This window comes from Marinobacter sp. (genome assembly GCF_965229985.1).
Lineage (GTDB): Bacteria > Pseudomonadota > Gammaproteobacteria > Pseudomonadales > Oleiphilaceae > Marinobacter.
Map to the genome: position 1 here is coordinate 2758265 of NZ_OZ245935.1, position 16535 is coordinate 2774799.

16 protein-coding genes are annotated in these 16535 nt (G+C 58.6%); 6 read left to right on the plus strand and 10 right to left on the minus strand.

Translation table 11 applies throughout. The features are described 5' to 3' along the window. The first annotated feature begins 152 nt into the window (after positions 1–152). Positions 153–1352 carry an OmpA family protein gene (locus tag ACO06L_RS12670; protein ID WP_202346088.1) on the plus strand — a complete coding sequence of 400 codons (1200 nt, stop codon included), beginning with the start codon at positions 153–155 and terminating at the stop codon, positions 1350–1352. Between the two features lie 77 nt (positions 1353–1429). Then, positions 1430–1909, plus strand: a complete 480-nt coding sequence (locus tag ACO06L_RS12675) for a DUF4124 domain-containing protein (protein WP_202346089.1) — start codon at positions 1430–1432, stop codon at positions 1907–1909. Here the strand turns inward: ACO06L_RS12675 and ACO06L_RS12680 are convergent. Beyond that, positions 1866–3140, minus strand: a complete 1275-nt coding sequence (locus ACO06L_RS12680; protein WP_202346090.1) for a methyltransferase — start codon at positions 3138–3140, stop codon at positions 1866–1868. The two genes, ACO06L_RS12675 and ACO06L_RS12680, sit on opposite strands and share 44 nt — an antisense overlap. Between ACO06L_RS12680 and ACO06L_RS12685 the strand changes: the two genes are divergently transcribed. Further along, complete coding sequence (locus ACO06L_RS12685) at positions 3139–3864, plus strand: tRNA/rRNA methyltransferase (RefSeq protein ID WP_202346091.1); 726 nt, start codon at positions 3139–3141, stop codon at positions 3862–3864. The genes ACO06L_RS12680 and ACO06L_RS12685 overlap by 2 nt on opposite strands. A gap of 103 nt (positions 3865–3967) precedes the next feature. On the opposite strand, the gene ACO06L_RS12690 is transcribed toward ACO06L_RS12685, so the two are convergent. Further along, entirely contained in the window at positions 3968–5239 is a 1272-nt protein-coding gene (locus ACO06L_RS12690; RefSeq protein ID WP_202346092.1) for a D-amino acid dehydrogenase, read from the minus strand. Positions 5240–5256: 17 nt separating this feature from the next. Continuing rightward, positions 5257–6090 carry a polyphosphate kinase gene (locus ACO06L_RS12695; protein WP_202346093.1) on the minus strand — a complete coding sequence of 278 codons (834 nt, stop codon included), beginning with the start codon at positions 6088–6090 and terminating at the stop codon, positions 5257–5259. 129 nt (positions 6091–6219) lie between these two features. Between ACO06L_RS12695 and ACO06L_RS12700 the strand changes: the two genes are divergently transcribed. The 3 genes from ACO06L_RS12700 to ACO06L_RS12710 all read left to right on the plus strand — a co-directional run bounded on the left by ACO06L_RS12700 (position 6220) and on the right by ACO06L_RS12710 (position 9924). Continuing rightward, positions 6220–7029 (plus strand): TatD family hydrolase, encoded by an 810-nt coding sequence (locus ACO06L_RS12700; protein ID WP_202346094.1) that lies wholly within the window; start codon positions 6220–6222, stop codon positions 7027–7029. After that, positions 7026–8234 (plus strand): HD-GYP domain-containing protein, encoded by a 1209-nt coding sequence (locus tag ACO06L_RS12705; protein ID WP_202346095.1) that lies wholly within the window; start codon positions 7026–7028, stop codon positions 8232–8234. Before ACO06L_RS12700 ends, ACO06L_RS12705 begins: the two co-directional genes overlap by 4 nt. Positions 8235–8307: 73 nt before the next feature. Continuing rightward, entirely contained in the window at positions 8308–9924 is a 1617-nt protein-coding gene (locus tag ACO06L_RS12710) for a Na/Pi cotransporter family protein (RefSeq protein WP_202346096.1), read from the plus strand. Here the strand turns inward: ACO06L_RS12710 and ACO06L_RS12715 are convergent. The 7 genes from ACO06L_RS12715 to ACO06L_RS12745 all read right to left on the minus strand — a co-directional run bounded on the left by ACO06L_RS12715 (position 9894) and on the right by ACO06L_RS12745 (position 16508). Then, positions 9894–12173, minus strand: coding sequence for a diguanylate cyclase domain-containing protein (locus ACO06L_RS12715; RefSeq protein WP_202346097.1), 2280 nt, complete (start codon positions 12171–12173; stop codon positions 9894–9896). The two genes, ACO06L_RS12710 and ACO06L_RS12715, sit on opposite strands and share 31 nt — an antisense overlap. Next, on the minus strand, positions 12170–13129 hold the full coding sequence (locus tag ACO06L_RS12720; RefSeq protein ID WP_202346098.1) for an ABC transporter substrate-binding protein: 960 nt from the start codon (positions 13127–13129) through the stop codon (positions 12170–12172). The genes ACO06L_RS12715 and ACO06L_RS12720 overlap by 4 nt, the downstream gene beginning before the upstream one ends. Before the next feature lie 103 nt (positions 13130–13232). Then, positions 13233–14141 (minus strand): lysine exporter LysO family protein, encoded by a 909-nt coding sequence (locus ACO06L_RS12725; RefSeq protein WP_202346099.1) that lies wholly within the window; start codon positions 14139–14141, stop codon positions 13233–13235. A gap of 31 nt (positions 14142–14172) precedes the next feature. Further along, the gene (locus ACO06L_RS12730; protein ID WP_064229676.1) at positions 14173–14541 is read right to left on the minus strand and encodes a hypothetical protein; all 369 of its coding nucleotides are present in this window, start codon (positions 14539–14541) and stop codon (positions 14173–14175) included. Between the two features lie 12 nt (positions 14542–14553). Beyond that, positions 14554–14874 (minus strand): DUF2288 domain-containing protein, encoded by a 321-nt coding sequence (locus ACO06L_RS12735; protein WP_202346100.1) that lies wholly within the window; start codon positions 14872–14874, stop codon positions 14554–14556. Positions 14875–14965: 91 nt separating this feature from the next. Beyond that, on the minus strand, positions 14966–15337 hold the full coding sequence (locus ACO06L_RS12740) for a response regulator (protein ID WP_064230106.1): 372 nt from the start codon (positions 15335–15337) through the stop codon (positions 14966–14968). A 40-nt stretch (positions 15338–15377) separates the two neighbouring features. Next, positions 15378–16508: a response regulator gene (locus ACO06L_RS12745; RefSeq protein WP_064230105.1), complete on the minus strand. Its 1131-nt coding sequence runs from the start codon at positions 16506–16508 to the stop codon at positions 15378–15380. Positions 16509–16535 lie beyond the last annotated feature (27 nt).

Here is a 16535-nt window from a genome sequence, read left to right on the forward strand (position 1 = left end):
CCGGCACGTAATGGTCAACTGGGTACAATTGCGGACGTAACAATCCGTATCATTTTTTTGTCTTTTTTGGCCTACTAGCCTAAATTCCGGGTATACAAGCACTTTTCATGAAGTGGTGTTGTACCAAAACGACAATGAACAGGAGGTTCTGCATGAACGTCATGCGTCCGATTTCCGCGGCGGTCCTCGCCGCCACTCTGACAACCCCGGCCATGGCCGACCGTCAGGAAACCGTCTATATCAACCCGTTTGCCGCCTTCCAGCTGTTTGACGACAAGCGCGACCTGAGCGAGACCGGCACCTTCGGTGTTGGTGTTGAGTACCGCTTCCGCCCTCACTGGTCGGTTGAGGCGCTCTACTCACGTGCCGATGCTGATCGCAAATACGTGGCAGGTGAATCCGAATTTGAGGAAGTCAGGGTCGATGGCACCTATTACTTTGCGGGTCCGGACGAGGCCTGGAACCCGTATGTGTCTCTGGGCGCCGGCAATGCCGATTTTGGTTCTGACAATAGTGGTGTCCGGACCGCTGGTAGCAACCATGACGAAACCCGGGTGAACGTGGGTACCGGCTTCCGCTACAACATCAGCGACGCCGTATCACTGCGTGGCGATCTGCGTGAGTTCCACGGTATTGACGAGAGCACCTTCGATACACAGGTTTCTTTGGGTATCAGCTTCGCCTTCACCCGGACCATTGCCCAGGCCGCACCTCAACCTGCGGACTCCGACGCGGACGGTGTTCCCGATTCCCGGGACCAGTGCCCCGGCACTCCTGCAGGGACAGTCGTTGACAGCACCGGTTGCGAACCGGATGCCGATCGCGATGGCGTTGTGGATAGCCGCGACGACTGCCCGAACACTCCCCGCGGGGCCGAGGTGGACAACCGTGGATGCGAACTGGACAGCGATAACGATGGTGTCGTGAACAGCCAGGATCTGTGTCCGAACACTACCGCCGGCGCTGAAGTCGACGAAACCGGCTGTGAGGGGGTTGTCGAAACCATCGAGACGTTTACCATCGAAGTGCAGTTCCCAACCAACAGCTCTGTCATCGGCAATTCCTTCGATTCAGAGATTCGCCGGGTGGCTGATTTCCTGAGTGAGAATCCTGAAACCATCGTGGAAATCGCCGGCCACTCCGACAGCCGTGGTGCTGCCGACTACAACCGTGCACTGTCACAGCGTCGGGCCGAAGCCGTTGCCGAACGCCTGACCGGCCCTCTGGGAGTTGATCCGTCGAGGGTTAACGCCGTAGGTTACGGTGAGGAAGCGCCTATTGCCTCGAACAACACCGCGGAAGGCCGCGCTGAGAACCGCCGGGTTGAAGCGCGCATTCAGATTCGCCGTTAAGCAACGATCGCAATCTGAGTAGTTTGAAAAGGCGCCTTCGGGCGCCTTTTCTGTTTCTGAAAACACGCGAGGGACCGATGCTCCAAGCCATTGCCCTGTTCTTTACCCTCTCCGCTCTGGCAGTGCCGGCACAGGCCCAGGTTTTTCGCTGCGAAAAAGACGGCAATACGGTGTTCTCCGACCAGCCCTGTGGAGAGGATGCCGAATCAATTGAGTTACGGGACAACCGCATTGGCGGCAGCTTTAATCAAAACCTGCCGGCGCAAGAGGCACCCGATCCCGGGGAACAGGCCGAAGAGTCAGAACCCGAGGAAGAGGCCGGCACCTGCCGGTTTATAAATTCCACCGATCTTCGCCGTTATCTGGTTCGCGAGCAGGTGGTCCGGGGCATGACCCGGGAGCATGTTCGCCGGGCCTTCGGCAATCCGCCTGAAACCTACACCAGCCCGCAGGAAGTCTGGATCTACCAGACCCGCTATTACGGCGCGCTTTATGAGCTGACCTATGTGTATTTCAGGGATGGCTGTGTTGAACGGGTAGAGTATCGGAAACCCTGACGGCATCGAGTAGCAGATTACGGGGCGTTAGCGCCCGGTCGCAGAACTGGCCCAGTCGTACTCGGTAGCCTTGCTCCTCCAGATAGATCGCGTAATCGAGCACCATCCAGAGTTCCAGCGGGCGCCGGAACAGATGCCGGACCAGCTCGTGGCGGCGAACCTCCGCCAGCCGACGCTCACCAAACGACAACCAGAATTCGAAATCGACCGGGTCGGGTAGCTCCAGGTGCTTTTTCGCCGCTGCCCATTGACAAAAAGCCGGAAAGCCTTCGTTCAGCAGTCGCGCCGGATGTGAAGGCACTGGCAGGTATTCGTCATGCCCCCGCAGGAACCGCTGCAGGCCATCGAACCCGAGCCGCCACTGGCTGATACGCCGGGTCTGCTCACGCACGCGTGCAGGCGCCGTTACCGTTTCCTGGACCGCCAGCCGCAGATCGTTTCGGCCCGGTTGCAGCACCTTCTGATAACCCGACGCCCGTCTGGAAAGAGGCCGGTAAATAGTCTGGTCGGTCAGGTGGTAGCAGCAAGGTGAAATACTCAGCCTCGGCAACCCGGCCTCGCTACCCCGCTTCAGAAGCTGTCTATGCAGGTCGCCGCAGGCATGGAGCGCAACACCATGGTGATTGCCAGGAAGCGCCAGTTCCGCCGCCATGACATCCTGGCAGCCGATCGACACCCGATCCCCGAAGTGCTGGGCCAGCCGGTTGCCGTCACGCACCAGTTCCGGATTCCACTCGAGACCCTGTATCTCACCAGGGCAAAACGGCGCCAGCGTCCTGGACAGATGGCCCTTGCCGCAACACCAATCCAGGGCGGAGTGTTCCAGAGGCGTCAGTGCGGCGGCAAAAGCACCCGACTGCAGTCGCTTCCGGCCGGGCATATCCGTGGCCCGGATTTCCGGCAGGGTCGCCTCCAATGCCTTCTCGGCTGATGGCAAAAGCTCCGGCAGCTGCACCAGGTCGGCATAAGCCTCCAGCGACGGCAGCCACCGGGACGCTCGCGCGGCCAGCTCAATGGGGGCGTCATCCAGATGCTGACATTCTGCATCGGTTAGCTCCGCCAGCATCGCGGTCAGTTGCGGATAAACTTTTGCCCAGGCCGGTTCCGGGGTCATGAACGGCGCCGGTTGCCAGAACTCCCGGTGCAGCACCAGCCAGTCGTTCAGCTGCTGCCACCGCTGGTAAAAAGATTCCGCGCCGTGGTGTAAACTCGCCGCCGGAGGTAACGTCATGCAACTGGCCTTTGTACTTGTTGAACCCAAGGTTCCGGAAAATGTCGGCGCAGCCGCCCGCGCCCTGTGCACCATGGGCTTTGGCGAGCTCTGGCTGGTCAATTCCGATCTGCACACCCGCCCGGAAGCCCACTGGCTGGCCCATGGCAGCGACCACATCCTGGACAATGCGCGCATTTTCCCCGATCTGGAAGCGGTAAGAAACTCCGTAGACCTGCTGATGGGCACCTCCGCCAAGACGCGGCATCGGCGCCAGGATTGGCACACGCCCTCAGGCTTGCGGGAAGTATTGGCTACCAAGGGCTCATCCGTGGCCACGGCCGCCCTGGTATTCGGGCGCGAAGACCGGGGCTTGTCGAACGATGAACTTGCGCTCTGCGATCTACTCACCGGCATCCCCATGAAGGTCGCCTACCCCTCCCTGAACCTTGCCCAGTCGGTGATGCTCTACGCCTGGGAAATGTCCGGGCTTTCAGAAACTATGGATAACCAGCCTGAGCCTGCCGACGAAAATCGCCTTGGCGCCCTCCGCGGTCGGCTCGAAACCTTGCTGCCGGAACTGGATACACCGCCTGAAGGGAAGCTGTCCCAGTGGGTTTTCGAGCGGCTACCGTTGCTGTCTGATCGGGATATCGGGTTTGCTCATACGCTGTGCTCTAACGTGGAGCGCGCTCTAGTGAAGAGCAAGAACCGAACGGACAAGCCTTCCCGGGATACGCTGTGAATACGTCCATGTACGCTCGACGAAAACATCCATGTTTTCGACGATCCCGGGAAGGCTTGTCCGTTCGGCTCCCGGGCCTTTTGCGCGCATCGGTTTATTGAGACTATTCCTGAAATCTTCCTGGGCGGAAGGCGTCCAGACAAAGGATTGGGTCCTCGCCATCTATTACTTGGGCAATCAGGTCTGCACTACCTGCGGAAAGGGTCCAGCCGAAGGTGCCGTGGCCGGTGTTCAAATAGAGGTTTTCTCTTGGGCCACGGCCGATAATCGCCGGGCCGTCCGGGGTCATGGGGCGAAAGCCGGTCCAGGTTTCGGCGGCGTCAAGATCGGCGCAGCCGGGGAATCGGGATTCGACCGACTTCTTGATAGTTGCCAGTCGGGCTTCGGGAACATCCCGGTTGAAATCCGCCAGCTCGACAAAGCCGGTAGCGCGCAACCGGTTGCCCAGACGGGTGGAGACGACTTTGTAATTGTCGTCATGGATGGTGGAAGTCGGGCCTCGCTCTGAATCTTTCATCGGCACGGTGAGGCTGTAACCTTTCACCGGATAGATGGGCAGTTCCAGGCCCAGGGGCTGAACCAGGTTGTTGGACCAGCAACCGGCGCTGATCACGACAGCATCCGCTTCCAGGGTTTCCATCACGCCATCGCTGTTTCTGACTGAAATAGCACTGACCTTCTGCTCATCGGCAATCAGTTTTTCGGCTTCCACGTTGTAACGAACGACAACCCCGTTTTCCTCGCAGGCTTTCGCCAGTTCACGTGAGAACTTGTGACAGTCTCCGGTGCCGTCAGTATCGTAGCTCAGGGCACCGTAAAGCGGGCCGTTACCGACCATGCCGGGTTCGGCCTCGCGCACCTGTTCGGGGGTGAGCAAACGGGAAGGAATGCCGAGTTCGTTCAGGAGTTCATGGGTTGTCCGGTAGCCGTCCAGCGCCTCCGGGGTGCTGGCCAGGTGCAAAAGGCCCTGATGGTCCCCGTCGAAGTCAAGATCAAGCTCCTTTTCCAGAGCCAGGAACCGTTCCCGGCTATGGATACCTAGCCGCAACATGGCCCGGCGATTCAATCCGAACAGGCCCGGCGACCAGGCGTAACGGAGGGTGGCGAACATGAATTTCAGTGTTTCCACAGACGGCGGAAACCGCAGTTTCAAAGGGCCATCCTGCTTGAGGATCCAGGGTATGGCCTTGAACACAATCGAGGGATCGGCCCAGGGGTAGACCACGCCATAGGATCGCTGTGCCGCATTGGCTTTGCTGGTCTCGTTGCCGGCCATTGAATGACGTTCCAGCACAGTTACCTGGTGGCCCCTGCGGTTCAGCTCGTAGGCCGTGGTCATTCCCACCACGCCGCCACCGACTACAACAATGTGCATGCATTCCTCCACTGTGTTTATTTCACGCCATTTTTTGCCAACAGGTGCCGGTACTCTTTCAAGACGTTCTCATCTTCTTTCGGGTAATCCGGCGCCAACTGCTTCAGCTGCTCAGCCAGTACTGCCGCAACAATGGCACGGGCCTGGGGTTTCCGGTCACCCGGCACGATGAACCAGGGCGCCTGCTCTGTATGAGTCGCGGCCAGGGCCTCTTCTGCAAAGGACTCGTATTGGCGGCGCTTCTCCCAACCGTCGATATCCGACTGATCAAACTTCCAGCGCTTGCGCGGTTTGTCGAGGCGTTTCAGGAGGCGCTGACGATGCTCGTCCTCTGACAAATTGAGCCAGATCTTGATGACCGTGGTGCCCTCTTCCACCAGATGGTTCTCGAAGTGCCGGATCGACCGGTAGCGGTTTTGCCAGTTATAGCTATCGGGCTCATGGACCGGCCATACCCGCTCGGAGATCACAGCCTCATGATGGCTGCGATTAAAGGCGACCATCTCGCCAAAGCCGGGCAGATAAGGCGTCACTCGCCATAAAAAATCATGGCGGACTTCGGCGCCCCTGGGCCGGCTGAACGACCAGGCATGGAAGCCGGCGGGGTCTGCAAAGGTCGCCAGGGTTCGGATCAGGCTGTCCTTGCCGCTGGTATCCGGGCCGTGGGTGACCAGTAAAACCGCCCTGGCCTGATTCGCCCAGAGCCGGCGCTGATATTCGCCAATCTGTTCCAGGCTGGCCTCCAGTCCCGGCAGCTCCGTTTCATCGCTATCCAGCAACGTCGGGTAATCCCGGAACCGGGGCTTTCCGGGGTCGAAAAGAAAAGTACTGGCAAACGCCGACAGCTTCATCAAGGTGCTCCGTGCAACTCCCTATGGAGGTAATACAGGTCAACAATCGAACAAGCTGGTAAACTTGTGAGCCTGAATTCACAGAATAGCAGCCTGGACGCAGGTTGCGATGGAGTGTAGTGCCCGGCAATGAGTAAAAAACGTCGCGAGATTCCCGTATTCGATCACCCGATCATTGAGACCCACTGTCACCTGGATTACCTCAAGGACCGCCCGCTCGAGGAAACCCTGGAACAGGCACAAGGGGTCAATATCGAGAAAGTGATCACCATTGCGGTGTCCCCGGACAACCTTGCCAGGGTACGCGAACTCAGCCAGGTAGCACCCTGGGTATATGGCACCCAGGGAATCCACCCCCACGATGCCGAAAGCTATTCCGACGAAGTGGAAGCAGAAATCCGTGCCCACGCCCGGGATGAGAAGATCGTTGCCGTGGGCGAAATCGGCCTGGACTATTTTTACGACAACGCCGACCGGGACGTGCAGCGCGAGGTGTTCCGGCGTCAGTTGCAGATCGCCTGTGACACGGACAGGCCCGTGGTTATCCATAGCCGCGAAGCGGATGAAGACACCATTGCCATCCTCGGTGAGTTTGAGGATACCCTCAAGCGCCGTGGGGTGATCCACAGCTTCACGTCCGGCCCGGGGCTTGCCCGGTATGCGCTGGATCAGGGTTGGTGCCTGGGCTTCAATGGCATCACGACATTCAACAAGGCCGAGAATGTGCGGGATATCGTGCGCATGGCGCCGATTGAGCAGATCCTGCTGGAAACCGATTCACCCTTCCTGACCCCGGTACCCTACCGCGGGAAGGAAAACGCACCGTTTTACCTGCCCTTTATCGCCGAGAAAATCGCCGAGGTGAAAGAACTGCCTCTGGATGAGGTGATTGGTAAGACTTACCAGAATAGCCTGAGGACGTTCTTCCCCGGCGAATGATCAAACGCGTCCCCATATCCGCACTCAAGGTCGGCATGTACATAACCGACCTGAACAACGACTGGATTCCCCATAACACCCAGCGCAAGCGCGGTGTGATCAAAAAAGAGGAAACCATCGAGAAAATCCGTCGGATGGGGGTGGAATTCGTTTATATCGATCCATCAAAAGGGCTCGACACCCAGGATTCGGAAACGGCCGCCGAAGTGGATCGCCGGAACGAGTCGGCCCTGCAAAAGGCGGGTGAACTGACGCCCGGCCTACGTCCCTACGTACCGCTTGCCGAAGAAATGGTGATCGCCCAGCAGGTCCACAGCCAGGCTCAGGGGCTGGTCGGCGAATTCATGAATCACGCCAAGGTTGGCGGTGCCATTGATGTGGCCCCCATCCATCAGCTGGCAGACGAACTCCAGCATTCCGTCCTCCGTAATGCCAACGCCCTGAGCTGTCTGGGACGAATCCGGGAGAAAGACAATTATCTGCTGGAACACTCGGTCAACCTGAGTGTGTTGATGTCCCTTTTTGGCAATTATCGCGGCCTGTCTTCCGATGTCCTGCACCAGACCATCGTTGGCGCCCTGCTCCACGACCTGGGCAAGATCCTTACCCCCGATGAGATACTGCACAAACCCGGTCGCCTGACCGCCGAAGAATTCGAGGTGATGAAACTCCACGCCCGCCACTCGCGGGACATTCTGGCCACCACCGAGGGCATTGGTGAGCTCACCGTCATCACCGCAGCCCAGCACCATGAGCGTCTGGACGGAACCGGCTATCCGGAAGGTCTGAAGGGCGACGAGATCTCGGAGTACGGTCGCATGGTCGCGATCAGCGATGTCTACGACGCCATTACGGCAGACCGGGTCTATCACAAGGGCATGACGCCAACCCAGGGCCTGAAGAAGCTTCTGGAATGGAGCGGCAGTCATCTGGATCCGGTACTGGTCAAACAGTTTATCCGTTGCCTTGGCCTTTATCCGGTGGGCTCTCTGGTGCTGCTGGAAAGTGGCCGACTTGGCGTGGTGGTCGAAGCCAACGAGAGCGACCAGAGACTGCCGACTGTGCGCGTTATGTACCACACCAAATTCCGCATGCCGATCACGGTGGATACCATCGATCTGGCGAAACCGGGCACCCAGGACCGTATTCTTCGGGCCGTAGATCCGGATGAGTATAAGATTGACGTCCGGAAATTCCTCGCTTGAGTAGCCGACACCTCCGCTAGCCACGGGCTCTGCTAAGCTCAGAGAAAGCGGGCTTCGACCAAAAAGAACCAACATGACTGCAACTATTTTCCAGATTCTTGGCGGCCTGGCCCTGTTTCTGCTGGCCATGGAAATGATGACCAACGGACTGAAAAGCGCCGCGGGCCATCAATTGCGCCATATGCTCGGTCACTGGACCCGCACACCCCTCAGGGGGTTCTGCGCCGGTGTTCTGATTACTGGCATCGTGCAGTCCTCCAGTGCCGTGACGGTTGCCACCATCGGTTTTATAAATGCCGGTTTGCTTAGCCTGGGCCATTCACTGGGTGTGGTTTTTGGCGCAAACGTCGGCACCACCATGACCGGCTGGCTGGTGAGCCTTGTCGGTTTCGGCTTCAAGATCGAGGCCTTCGCCATGCCTCTTCTGGCAGTAGGCGTGGCCATGAAACTACTGAGCCGGGGCCAGAGAAACCAATCTCTGGGGGAGGCATTGGCGGGCTTTGCACTGTTCTTCCTGGGTCTCTCGGTGCTGAAGGATTCCTTGGGCCAGCTGACTGTCGGGCTTGATAGCTCCGACTTCCTCGGGCAGGGGCTGGTACTGCCGTTATTCGTTCTGTTCGGGTTTCTGGCGACCGTTCTGACACAGTCGTCCAGCGCTGCCCTGGCCATCATCCTCAGTGCCGCCGCCAGCAACCTTCTCTCCCTTCAGGATGCTGCGGGAGCGGTGATCGGCGCCAACCTTGGAACCACATCCACAGCGGCTATCGCGGTGCTCAAGGCAACGGCAAATGCCAGGCGTCTCGCCCTGGGCCACGTCATCTTCAATCTGGTCACCGGCGCCATTGCCATACTGATACTTCCGTTGATGCTCTGGCTCGTTGCCTCGGTAACAGACTGGCTGGATCTCGACACCAACGCCGCCATGTCACTGGCCCTATTCCACACGCTTTTCAATCTGCTTGGCGCCGCCATTATGCTGCCGCTGTTGAAGCCGTTCGCAAAAATCCTTGCCCGTATGTTCCGCAGCAAAGAGGAGGATAACGCCGAGCCCCGTTACCTGGATGATACGCTGATCAACACGCCGGAGCTGGCCGTTGGCGCGGTTGATCAGGAAATGAAGCGGCTGTTCGGTTTGACCCGCGGTCTCCTGCGGGTATGTCTTGACCGAGAGGAGCTGATGCCGGAGCAGATTCGCGCCAGGTCGGAAGCAGCCCTGAGCCTCAATAGCGCAATAACGGAGTACATCTCCCGCCTTCGGGCCGAGAAAATGTTGCCCGCCACGGTAGATACTCTGACCCTGTCCATTCGAACCTGCCGATACCTGGCCGAAGCAACGGGCCTGGCCCCGGCACTTCTGAAGTTCCGGCAGGCCGGAAAACTCGCACAATTGGCATCGTTGAAAACAGAAATGGACGCTTACACCGATTTACTGCGTGATCTGGTGGCATCTGAAGCACGCTTACCGGAAACCTTTGGGGAAACCGAGAAGGTCTACCACATTCTCAAATCCCGAGTGCTGTCCATGATTGTCACCCGGGAACTCCCAGCACTTGTGGGGGAACGAACCCTGGATGATCTGAGTTCAGTTCGCAGACTCTGTGATCAATGGAGTAAATCCCTGGATTGGCGCTCCTCTTCAGAGCTGCTCAATGGAGAGATTCAGGCAGAAGGCTCAACGAACCGGACATAGCGGTTACGGCCCCGGTGCTTGGCCTGATACATGGCCTGGTCCGCCTGCCGCAGCAGCTGATCTCCATCCAGATCCCCGGTTTGCGGGAACAGCGTATAGCCAATACTCGCTGAGACCTCGACGCTGTGATCGGCGACCCAGACCGGCTCTGCCACCCGGGCCAACAGACGCACCAACAGGCTTTCCAGGGATGCGTCATCCTGAACGTTCATGACGATAGCCGCGAACTCATCTCCGCCCAGCCGCGCCAGAGTGTCCTCTTCCCGGAGTTCTGCACGCATTCGGGTTGCAATCTCGACCAGCAACTGGTCGCCCGCCTCATGGCCGAAGGCATCGTTTACCGGCTTGAATTCGTCCAGATCAATGTAAACCACCGCCAGTTTGCCACTCTGTCGCCGGGTCAGGGCCATGGCCTGCTGGAGTCGATCAGCAAACAGGACCCGGTTCGGCATTCCCGTCAGGGCATCGTAGTGAGCCATAATCCGGAGCTTTCTTTCCTGCTCCTTGAGCCGGCTGATATCGCTGAAAATTCCGACAAAGTGCGAGACTTCACCATGATCGCCACGAACACTGCTGAGGGTTACTGCCAAAGCAATGGGCTCGCCGTCATTTCTTCGACTTGCGAACTCACCTGACCAGAATCCCTGGGCGCGGGCACTGGCGAAGATGCCGGTGCCCTCATCCACTGGCAAGGGGGGCAGACGCCCAATGGCCCGATTGCGTGGCCGACCAGTAATGGCCAGGTACGCGTCGTTGGCATCAATCACGATACCGTGATTATCGGTAATGAAAATGGCCTCGCGGGCATATTCGAATACGCTCGCTGCCAGACGCTGGCGCTGTTCTGCCCGTTTCCGCCGGGTGATGTCGTACAGTGAGCACAGAATAAGCGCTTCCGGCTCATCCTCGGTGTGCACAGGGGCCATGGTAAGCTCAACCCAGACTTCGGTACCGTCAGAGCGGTTCAGTACCCACTCGCATTGCTCGACCTGACCTTCGGATACCCGGGCCAGCATGGACGCCAGTTTCTGTCGGGAGATCTCACCATCCGGCTGGTATTCCGGCGAAAAAACCGCCAGATCCTTGCCAATCAACGATTCACTGGAGCTGTACCTGAGCAGATCCACAGAGGCCCGGTTAGTATCGCTGAATACGCCGCCCTGGATCAGTAATGCCGCTTGCGGCCAACTCCGAATCAGCTGTCGCAGACGTCTCTGTTCCGAGGCCAGCTGCCTTTTGCTCCGGCCCAGCCATAGAGAGGATGCAACCAGCAGCATAACCAGGACCAGAATGGTAAAAACCCAGAGCCGATACTGGTGCAAAGCATCGACCCAGGTCAGTTGGGGCACCTGATCATAAGGCGGAACACGCAGCGTCCGCGCCAGATACTCCACGGACTGATAATCCGCGGGCGGCGAAAAGCCGGCAATGCCAATCGCCAGCGCAACATCATCTTCCGGTTCGATGGCAAAAAGCGCCGAAGCGATCTTTCGCACAGACCTTTCGTTTACATGAGGCAACGCCACCAGGGGCCATTCCGGATAAAGACGTGTTGAAACAACATAAGGGAAACCAGCCAGCCGCTGACGGTTCAGAACCTTCACCCTGGTGAACAGATCTGGGTCCGTCTGCGCCAGCTGTTCCAGAATGCTGGTGCGGATGAAACCCACATCGGCATCACCGGACAGTACTGAGCGAACAACCCGGTCATGAGTGCCCAGAAAGCGAATCAGGTTCACTCGCCGGATATCAATGCCGGCGTCCAGAAGTTCCAGAACCTGGGTCTGGTAGCCACCCAGGAAATGAACGCCGGGCGAGGCTATCGTCTTGTCACGGAGATCGGCAAGATGCTCAATGTCGTTACGCCCTGCCCTGGTAAAAATCACGCCACCAAGACTCGCGGTCGAGGATTCGCGGGACCGTCTGACCAGAGTAGCCAGCACACCGGTCAGACTTCGCTCGCTCCGAATCAACAGAAAATGACTGGGGTTGGTGAGAAAAAGGTCCAGCCGGTTGGCGGCAATTGCCCGACTCATGTTCTCCTGGTTGAGGACCTCCAGCCTTATACGGATCCCGGTTTCCCGGGACAGATAGTCGGCCAGAGGCTGGTAGCGTTCCTGAAGCACATGGTCTGGCCGGTAGGCAAATACGCCCAAGGTCAGCGTCTCATCAGCATTGACTTCTGCAATCGCCATCAATTCCGTGGCAATCAGCAGCAACACACTGATAACAAAGCGCCGGACGTTCAAGGGACCCTCGCTGGCAGAAACAAAGGATCTGACAAACGCTGGATGCTCGGGTTCCGATCAATCATTCCCTCGGCAAGCATCAGGCGGGAAAGCGAGCCGGCAATCGTTTCAATGGGACCGGCTGCCCTGAGGTAACGCTGGTTTGCGGCCAGGTCCGGCAGCATAACTGTGGCAAGCGCTGAGCGGACCTCATCAGGTGCTATTCCCTGACGGTCGGCGACCCGGTAAACGGAGTCGTGCATGTTCCTTACCAGGTGCTGCAAACCGGCAAAGTGGGCTCTCACCAGATCACGAACCGAGCTGCTATTCTTTTTTGCGGTCTCGCGGGTCACAACCAGGACATCAAAAATGGTTTCCGGAATATCACTGCTGTCAAAAAGCCGGACTCCACCCAAGCTCTCAATCATGGAAGCCGTTGGCTCGTAGCATACCGAAGCATCCACCTCCCCCCGGGACCAGGCATCCGCATGCTGGCTAACCGGCAAATCCACCTTGGTGACGTCATTCGGGCCAAGGCCTGCCACCTCGAGTATCTTTAACAACATAATGCCCGAGACACCATTCAGCTCCACCGCAATTCGCTGCCCCCTCAATGCTGCCAGCTCATCGATGGCAGGCTTGACCATGAGCACATCGGCGCCGGCTGATACATCGGCCACAGCTACCACCACCAGCTCTAACCCCCTGGACCAGATCCGTATGGTTTCGTCCAGAGTGAGCGCCGCGCCGTCAAGCGCGCCGGCCAGAAGGCCTTCCATGGAGTCGGTTGCAGAAGTGCCCGGCCTCAGCGCAACCGTCTCCGGCAGCCAGTTGAAATCGTCAGCGAGATAGAGCGGTTCGTAGCCAATCCAGGGGTGAATGCCGAATCTCAGAGGGCCGGAACTGCTGCAACCCGGCAATCCCGCCGCGGACAGTCCGGCTGCTATCGAAAAACCAAGAAATTCACGGCGCTGCATCAGGATCCGGACCGGGCTTGGACATTAACAATTGTCAATAAACGTTAGTTTACTGTTTCACATACTACCCGTAAAACCGCAGCATGCATTGCACCGCGTCAATTTATCCCAAAGACAGGAACACCCCCATCAAAACCGGTGACAGGAAAGACAACAGGAAACCGGAGGCGATGGCCACCGGTACACAGGGCAGCCCACCACTGCTGCGGATAACCGGCAGCGTGAAGTCCATGGCGGTAGCACCACCGTAACCAATGGCCATTGCCGGTCGACTGGCGATGAGCAGGGGAATAATGGCCAATGCAACGATCTCCCTGAGCACATCGTTGAGGAAGGCAACCCCGCCCCAGGCAGGCCCGAGGGCTTCGCCAATAACAATACCGGACAGCGAATACCAGCCAAACCCGGAGGCCACTGCCAGGGCATCGTGCCAGGGCAGTCCAAGCCAAGGTATCAGCAGCGCCCCGGCCACCAGGGAACTGAGCGTCAGAGCCAGTGCGATCCCCAGACCCTGACGATTCATCAGCAGCTTGCGCAACGACAGGCCGGCATTACGCAACTGGAGACCTATGAGGAACAGCAGAAACATCAGTGCCCAGGTGGCCAGCTGTTCCGCCATGGGCATGTCCGGCAACAGGTAGTATCCGGCAAGCAGTCCGGCGATCACTGCCACCAACGGCTTCAGGCCGGCAAGGAAAAGCCTGCGGTAGCCAGGGCTGACACTACCTTCAACCCGCTCAACCGACATTGGCTGCCAGCGGTGAAACAGCCATAGCCCGAACATGTTGGCGACAAAAAGCACCAATACCAGTGCGATTACCTGGGCCGCCATGCCACCCAGTTGCGCCGCCAGCCCCTCCATCTGGCCAAGCCCCAGGCCGAGCAGCAGCAGTATGAAGTAGACCAGGCCCTCGACGGTGTAATGGATTACAGTCATGGCCCTTCGATTCTCCAGGGCGATAGCAAATCCCAAGAACAGGGGAGCAAGAATGAGCAGGGCTCCGGTCAGCATGGTGTCCTCAAAAAAACAGAAAGGGAGGTTATCAGGTCAGGGGCTTGAACTGGTCGGGGTCGGATTCAGGCCCGACTGGGGCATCCTCAGGAGTTCCGATGGTTCGGGCAAGGCGCTGGGCAGTCACGGACCAGACGACATAATCGGCTGGACAGGGCTCATACCCCTTTCCCATCATGGTGCCGGCAACACTTCTGAGAACGGATTCGGCACGGGCCTGGGTTGACCAGGGGCCTCGACAGAACTGGCCATCCGGTCGTCCCTGGTCCGGGCCAGACAGAGCCACCAGCCCCCAGCGGCCATCGCCGACAGGCCTGATATGCAGTTCAATCCGCTGGCCCTTCTTCACCATCACAAGGTCCCGAAGCGGGCTGCGGCCGTGAAAATAGTGAAGCTTCATAACGTCGGGGTGTCAGTGCAGAACATTGCCAGACCTGTCCTGAACCAGGACCCAGGGCGCGATGACCACCGCCCAGAGCTCCGCGTTGCAGTCGTACCAGTCTTGCGCTGTATCCGGCGCAACTTCGCCAACCCGGCCGTCCTGCATCCACTGTTCGAAACGAGGTTTGTTGTCCGCTGCCAACTCGGTGGCCACGTCCAGCAGATCAAGCTCCGGCGCCACCCTGACCACCTGCCCCCGGGCAAAATAAGTCTGCAGTTCATGCCAGCGGATGCGGGAAGTCTCGAGATTCAGTTTGGCTTTCAGTTCGTCCCGGGACGGGGAGGATGACATGGGTACCTCATCAATCAAAACAGGGCTAAGGCTGGCCAGACTACCGGAAATTGCGCCCGTCCGCATCTGTTCGAAGCGAGCCAGAAACCGTTCATGGTTCCATTCGGGCCCTGGCCAGAATCTCTGAAATCTGCTCTGCGAGCGTCATGGGGTCAAAAGGTTTTGGAATCACACCCGCGGCACCCAAGGCCCGGTACTCATCAATCTCGGAGCGCTGCAGTCTTGCCGTCATGAAAATGACCGGCACTTGCGCCATGCCCGGCAGTTCCCTGAGTGCCCGCAAAGTTTCAGGCCCGTCCATGCCGGGCATCATGACATCAAGCAGCACCAGTTCCGGGCCAAAGGCCGGGGCTACATCCAGCGCCTGTGCCCCGGATTCGCAGAGCCGGGCCGTAAAACCGCCCACGTCCTGCAGCGCGATTTCAGCGATCGCCCGGATATCAGGGTCGTCCTCCACATACATGACCCGCTGAGGCACACTTTCCTTTTTAGGCACCACGGCCCTACTCCTGTAACTGGTTTTCGGTTTCCAGACCAATACGCCGAAGCAGCTTCTGGCACTCTCCCGTAGCCTTCTCATCAGCAGCCATCATGGCAGCCGCCCGCATAATCAACCGGTCGTCCCGCGTGCAATCGCTCGGGATAAAGTGCACAGCACCGATCAGCTCACGCAGACCGAGTGGCAGCCGCCACTGGACCTTCAGACGATTGCCATAGGGTTGTGACCATTGATTCAGGGCCTGCTGCGCTTCGCTGTCCGCCAGGGAGCCTCCCGCCGCAATGTGCTGGTTAAGCACCTTGAGGACTGCCAGTTCTCCCAAACGACTGAGCAGCCCGGCCTGCTGAAAAACGACTGGCTGCTTTTTCAGCCGGATAGCCAACCGCTGGGCCTCCTTGGCCACCTGCAGGGCCATTTCATGATGTTGTCTCGCCAGTTCCCTGAGTGACTCGTGCTGAAGCTTGTTGGACACATCCAGAGACAATGCCAGAGCCTGATTGAGAGCCATGGCCACACCAAGCGACGCTATGGCGTCTCTGAGGGTCTCCACCGGCTTGCCGGAGCGCCGGAACGAACTGCTGTTTGCAACATCCATCAGGCGAGCAGTCAGACTGGTTTCCTCCCGCCACCGCTCCGCAAGCTGCGCCGGCGACAACTCGTCCTGCCGGCTGATTAACTCGAGAATTTCCTGCGGATCCACATCGGACGGCAGCTGAATCAGCTGTTCCAGGGAATTTTCCAGCAGTTCAGCAACCACCGCCGGCTCCCGGGACTCGATCTTCAGCAGTCTGGAGAGGCGTTCATGCAGAAGCTGGACATTGAAAGGTTTGGTAATGTAACCGTCAATACCGTAATGGGCTGCCTGAAGCACCGACTCCCGGTCAGAGCGACCTGACACCATGACCACCGGCACCTCGCGGTCCGAACTGCGAACCTTTTTGACCAGATCCAGCCCTGACCCGTCCGGCAGATTCCAGTCTGCAATAACCAGATCAAAACGGTCTTTTGCCACTCGTTGAGCCGCCTCAAAAAGAGTTGCGACTACAGTCACACTGACACCGGGATACAGACCGGCCACCACAGTTTCCAGCAGCTCGGAAATGAGATCATCATCTTCAAGTATCAATGCGTTCAAGAAATCACCTCTGGCATGCATGGGCAA